Origin of the sequence: Paucisalibacillus globulus DSM 18846 (assembly GCF_000482485.1) — a bacterium.
In the GTDB taxonomy this organism is placed as follows: Bacteria; Bacillota; Bacilli; order Bacillales; family Amphibacillaceae; genus Ornithinibacillus; species Ornithinibacillus globulus.
On the sequence record NZ_AXVK01000038.1, the window covers coordinates 21,124 to 27,243 of the forward strand.

5 protein-coding genes are annotated in these 6,120 nt (G+C 32.5%); 3 read left to right on the plus strand and 2 right to left on the minus strand.

The genetic code is table 11. The features are described 5' to 3' along the window. The first annotated feature begins 297 nt into the window (after window positions 1-297). The gene (locus tag K332_RS0111455) at window positions 298-1,065 is read left to right on the plus strand and encodes a tyrosine-protein phosphatase (RefSeq protein WP_026907575.1); all 768 of its coding nucleotides are present in this window, start codon (window positions 298-300) and stop codon (window positions 1,063-1,065) included. 681 nt (window positions 1,066-1,746) lie between these two features. Here K332_RS0111455 and K332_RS0111465 read toward each other — a convergent pair. Beyond that, window positions 1,747-1,992, minus strand: a complete 246-nt coding sequence (locus K332_RS0111465) for a hypothetical protein (RefSeq protein ID WP_026907576.1) — start codon at window positions 1,990-1,992, stop codon at window positions 1,747-1,749. Between the two features lie 530 nt (window positions 1,993-2,522). Here K332_RS0111465 and K332_RS0111470 point away from each other — a divergent pair. Further along, window positions 2,523-3,860 carry an AAA family ATPase gene (locus tag K332_RS0111470; RefSeq protein ID WP_026907577.1) on the plus strand — a complete coding sequence of 446 codons (1,338 nt, stop codon included), beginning with the start codon at window positions 2,523-2,525 and terminating at the stop codon, window positions 3,858-3,860. Continuing rightward, window positions 3,850-4,575 (plus strand): hypothetical protein, encoded by a 726-nt coding sequence (locus K332_RS0111475; RefSeq protein WP_026907578.1) that lies wholly within the window; start codon window positions 3,850-3,852, stop codon window positions 4,573-4,575. Before K332_RS0111470 ends, K332_RS0111475 begins: the two co-directional genes overlap by 11 nt. A 675-nt stretch (window positions 4,576-5,250) precedes the next feature. Here the strand turns inward: K332_RS0111475 and K332_RS0111480 are convergent. After that, on the minus strand, window positions 5,251-6,120 hold an 870-nt coding region (locus K332_RS0111480; protein ID WP_026907579.1), incomplete at its 5' end, for a transposase.

Sequence of the window (6,120 nt, forward strand, 5' to 3'; positions counted from 1 at the left end):
AAGGAGGCCTGGTTGTTAGAGGATTACAATTTTGAATATGAGAGACCACTCAATTTATATTAGGATGAGATTGTCGTATTTTATCGGGATGTATTAGAAAAGGGAACACCCGAAAAAGTAGAAGTGATAAGTGATGAATAGGGTAATTACTTTGTCTTCAAGTTAGGTGATGAGTATTGGAAGATTCATAGAGATTATGGTGAGGTTTTTGAAGCGGAATAATTAAAGCAACTGGTATGTATATTAACTCCAATAATATACATATATATTATCCATATAAATCAGGAAGTGATAAAAATGATTGATATTCACTGTCATATACTTCACGGAGTTGATGATGGTCCAAAAACAAGGACTGATAGTCTTGCAATGGCTCAGGCAGCTGTCAACGAAGGTATTCATACCATTATTGCATCCCCACATCATCAAAATGGAATATATATAAATTCAAGACTCGACATTGAAGCAAAAGTTATGGAATTTAATCGTCTAATGCAGGAGGAAAATATCCCTTTGACTGTACTTGTTGGTCAGGAAACTCGACTCCATAGAGATATGATTAAGGAATTACAAATGGGTGTTATTACTCCCTTGAATAACACCAAGTATGTCTTTATCGAATTTCCATCAGGAGAGGTACCTCGTTATGCGGAGCAAATGCTCTTTGAAATTCAGGTTGCAGGATACACTCCGATTATTGTTCATCCGGAACGTAACCGTCAAATTGCTGAGAATCCATCTATTCTTTATAACCTTGTACAAAAAGGTTCACTTACCCAATTAACTGCGGCAAGTATTGTAGGTAAATTCGGGAAGGCCATTCAAAAATTATCCTATCAATTAATTGAATCAAACCTTACCCATTTTATTGCTTCAGATGCTCACAATACGACTTCTAGGGGTTTTAGGTTGAAGGAAGCTTATGAGAAAATTTGCAAAAGGTATGGGGATGAAACGTTCTATATGTATATGGAAAATGCACGGTTACTAATTAACGGAGAAGATGTTTATTGTTATGAACCACAGAATGTTAAAAAGCAGAGGAAGATTTTTGGGGTGTTTTAACGATTTTTCGTGCATTCTGTCTGCTTACTCTCAAACGAAGAGCGTTTGGAGTTGAATTTATGGATAAATCATAACACTAGAATCACAATAGAAGATATAGAATTTTAGGATAGAAAATTAATATTAGAATAAGTAGCTGATTTGAATTGGCAAGAAGTTAGCTATAACTACGATTCAAAATATTATATTAGAAGGTTTAACTGATTCAATAAAATTATATTTAGATTGTACAGTTTACTAATTATTAGTACCATTGTCTTGAATAGCTTCGAACTAGTCATTCAAGCCATTGTTGGGTATGAAATCAGGGTGTGTTGTTTGTGTGATTTTAGTTATTATGTAAGTATGGGAGTAAATTTATTATGTATAGTAATAGATAATTCTCCCCCGTTGTTGAGGGAGGTGGTCTATCCTGTTCTCTAACTCTTAGGGATGGTCGTGCGTTTAAATGTAAAATCGTAGAGTATATGATTAGGAACTAAAGCTTTGGAAAAACTCTTATGCTTCAAAGTAGAGCAATATAAAACAAAATGGGTTGTACTTTCCTGAAATTTTAAACAGCACCTCCTTGTATATAGCTTCCCGCATAAATTCTATTGATAATATTTACTGCTTCTAAAGTTTTGCCAAACGTTCCCTTTCTTTCAACTTTGAATTTCAATAATCCACAAACGCCTCATATCAGTGATTATATACAAAATAAGGAAGGAACTGTTTACACATTAATTTATATGATTCAATATATGTAATCCCTTCACGATAAACTTTCTCCATCCGATGATTAACATCAATACTAGTGAACATGTTGTTAGGACTACTTTCTACATGGACAATTGTCTTAGTTAAATCTACCGTGGCAAACAATGATTGTGACGTGAAAATGATGTGATTTATACCACTCTTTAATATTAACTTGATCATGTTCAACAATGAGTTCTCCAGTTTGTACATGATCAATAATTTAATTCAACCACAACTTTCTAAAGATGTCGCTACTAATCTCGGACAATACACTAATAAATATGAGAAATATATTGATGATAACATGGAGGTATTAAATGGGTTTATAGACTTGAATCGGAGATGAAAGAAAATTCTGAACGGTGATATTAAAGATCCATATTTACTCTAGTTTTAGAAGAATATGACGCTAATATAGAGGAATAAGTTTTTATGTGAATTGAAGGATTCCTTAATATACAGTTGTATATTAGATAACTTCTACCTGAATAGGTGTGGACTAGTATGTGCTTTTTGTGTGAGGTGGTCCGACCACTGTACCACCTGAATGATTGGTCATAAGACTAAAAAAGAAAAAAATTGTCTATAATAATTTATGGGCAAGCATATTTTGAAAATTATATATAAAAATGGTAAAAAAATTACTAAAATACACTTTTAATAACTGCGTCATGTGTTATACTGAATTAAAACAGTATAGGTTAGGAGGAAAAGTATTGCAACCTATTGTTCGGATAGAAAGTGTTCAAATAGAAAATGTAAAGAATATTAGAACAGGAAGTTTTCACACGAATACAGAATTCGAAAACATAATTAATGCTGATGTTTTAGGATTTTATGGTCAGAATGGATCTGGAAAAACAGGTATTGTAGAAGTGTTTAGTTTGCTTAAAGTGTTACTTTCTGGCAACCAAAGAAAACTACCTAGTATTACAAAACACCTTACTTATTTTAATGAAAATGAGATTAATATGAATTTTAACTTTATCGTTAAAAATAATTATGGTGAATTCTTTTTGAAGTATTCTGCTTCATTATTATTAGGAGAAGAATATTTATATATAAATAAAGAAGATTTATCGTATAGAGAGAACATAAAGAATAAAAGATTTAAAGTGATTATCTCTAAAAATAGTCAAGATATCTTTATTAGAAATCAAAGTGTTAAAAATTTAAATGAGGAAAATCGTATTTCTGTAATGGTTGCAAATAAAATGTCTATGGAAAATAACACTTCTTTTATTTTCCAAAAAGAATTAATTCAATTTGCAACTAAATTTTTAAATGAAATAGAATCGGAACTTCTATTGAATCTTCATAGCGATTTTAATAGGGACTTTCATGTAATTGATGCAATGAATTATGGTCTATTGGTTGCTAATGTTGTTATGCCTTTTAGTATTCACTTTGAAAATTCTCGCGGAGAGATCCCTTATAAAATGCAAGACACCATGGTTTTGCCACAAAATGCTTTTGCAACTATTAAAACAGTGATTGAACAAATAAATATTGTATTACAAAATCTTATACCTGGGCTTCAAATTAAGGTGAATGAAATTAATTCACAAATAATGGATGATGGCAGTGAAGGAGTTCGCTTTGAATTTCTATCTAAAAAGGGTAATATCGAGCTACCTCTTCGGAGTGAGTCTACAGGGATATTGAAGATTATTTCTGTACTAAGTACTTTAATAGCTGTCTATAATAATCCCAATGCCTGCGTGGTTATTGATGAACTTGATGCTGGAATATTTGAATATTTACTTGGAGAATTATTAGAAGTTATAAGCGAAAACGGAAAAGGGCAACTAATCTTCACTTCGCATAACTTAAGAATATTAGAAGTTTTACCAATTAGAAACCTGTGGTTTACTACTTCAAATGAATTTAATCGTTTTATTCAATTAAAAGGAGTTAAGAAGTTAAGTAACGCCCGTGATATATATTTAAGGGCTGTTCAATTAGGGGGCCAAGATGAATCTATTTACCTTGAAACAGATCAATATGATATTAAGAAATCCTTTAGAAAAGCAGGAATATTAAATGGTAAGTAGAAACAAGAGAGTAGTATTACTTATTGTTGAGGGAGATTGCGAAGAAACTTTATTATACGATCGGTTACGTGATGTTTATAAACAACATGAAATCAGATTCGATGTGCAACGTGGTGATATCTTTTTTAGCTTTGAGAATAGTAGAACTCCTATCAAGAATATCGTGGGGGATAGAGTAAGACAATACCTTAAGGAGAGAAAATTTAAAGAAAGTGATATAGTTAGCGTACTTCATATTGTTGATACTGATGGATGTTTTATATCTAATAATAAAGTTTGTGTTAATGAGTCACAAACAGAATCTACTTTTTATTATTTAGATAAAATTAGTGTTAATAGTGAAATTCAAAAACAACATATTATACAAAGGAATGAGAAGAGAAGTAGGAATATCCGTACAATGTATACTGCTAACTCAATTCTAAATGGAAAAATTCCATATAGAGTATATTATTTTTCCAGACATTTAGAGCATGTAATCTTTAACGATCCCAATCCTATTGGAGCCACAAAGTTAGAAAAAGTAGAGGAATATATTGATTGTCTTCAGAATCCAATTGAAGAAGAATTAAAAAAATATATGCCAGATTTAGAGGGAAGTAGTTTGGAAGAATTGTATATTGAAAGTTGGAATAAAATCATCATAAATGAAACTTCCTTAAATAGAGGGACAAATGTACCATTACTTTTTGACTTTATTGCCATTAACCCGTAATTTGAGTGAATAAATTCTACTATTTTTAAAGTTTTATTCTGATTGTATTACAAAAGCCAAAAAATCTTTGCTAATCTATTGTAAAGGTTTTTCCTGTAGTTTGAGGATTATAGATTTTTTTTGTATCGCTATCAAGGAATAGGGTAATACCTTGATCATATTATTTAAGTGAATATTGGATTTTTTTGTTTTTGACTAAATAGCTGAATTTCTTAAGAGAACATTGGATACGTTAAGGCGTCTAGTGGAGACGAGGATGGTAATGTACCCATCGAATACTAAGAATCGAACTAAAGGTAGATGAAAAACTACTTCACTGTGGTTAGTTCAATATAACTGACATAATCATCTCGGTCTGCCCTCCCCCCCTCCGTGTTGTTGTTTATTCTGCTAATTTATTATGTATCTATTTTTTTGAAGGAAGCTTATGAGAAAATTTGCAAAAGGTATGGGGATGAAACGTTCTATATGTATATGGAAAATACACGGTTACTAATTAAAGGAGAAGATGTTTATTGTAAAGAGCCAGTGGATATTAGGAAGAAGATATTAGGGTTATTTTAACAGCGAAGGCAATGAATTTTAAAAATAATGAGTATGAGTCAATTTCATAATTGCTCTTTTTAAAAATACAAACACATACAGAATTTCTAAATTGTATTTTAAAAACAGAAATCATGCAGCTTGTTGCTGATGTAATTGTGCATTAATACGGTCTGCGGCTAGCTTTGAAGCATTGTAAATAAGGGTTACCATGTCAAAATGAATTTTTGCTCGTTTTCCTGTACGATAACGAACATTGTTAAGCTGAAAGAATTCCTTAAGATACGCATTAACCCGCTCAACAGCGGTACGACGTTTGAAAATGTTTTTCCATGCCTGCGAGCCACGGGCTGGCGCGGTATATCTCCGAAGGTCTGTTGTAATCTTTACTTTGTACACCTTTTGACAGATACCTTCGTTAGCCAAAGGACATTCGCTACATTCCTTTGGTCTTGTATACTTTAACGTTTCATACTTGGCATCAAAACTATCATAACGATAAGAATGTTCTCTGAAACAAGTTGGGGCAAAGTGTTTATCAAAGCCAATTGGCTCTCCTTCATTTTTCTTATTGTATGCAATGACAGATTGTTGCCCTATTCGATGTACCTGTTCATATATAGCTTCATAGTCATAGCCTGCATCCATTGTTTGATAACGTAATGGGAGATGAAGGCGTTCATGAATTCCCTTCAGTAAAGGGATAGCTGCCTTAGCGTCACTTAGGCTTCCAGATGAAAAAAGGGCTTGTAGAATATATTGACTAGACGTTCCAACGGCGAAATGACCTTTGTATCCAAACCAAAAAATATTCTGCCCTTCTGCGTTCTTTTTCACGCCCCATTTAGGGTCTTGAGGGACTTCAGCCCGTAGTTCAGCTAAAGGTACATCCAATTGTGCTTCGATTTTTCTGTCATATAAAGGCAAATTAGCTTCCTTTTCAGCCTGTTCCTTAAGCCACCCGTCACGCTCTTCTTTTGATTTACGACCGCGTTTTTTGGG

Bases quoted from the DNA above. Each gene is read 5' to 3' on its own strand.
- K332_RS0111455 (WP_026907575.1), top strand. From the start codon at position 298: ATGATTGATATTCACTGTCATATACTTCACGGAGTTGATGATGGTCCA.
- K332_RS0111475 (WP_026907578.1), top strand. From the start codon at position 3,850: ATGGTAAGTAGAAACAAGAGAGTAGTATTACTTATTGTTGAGGGAGAT.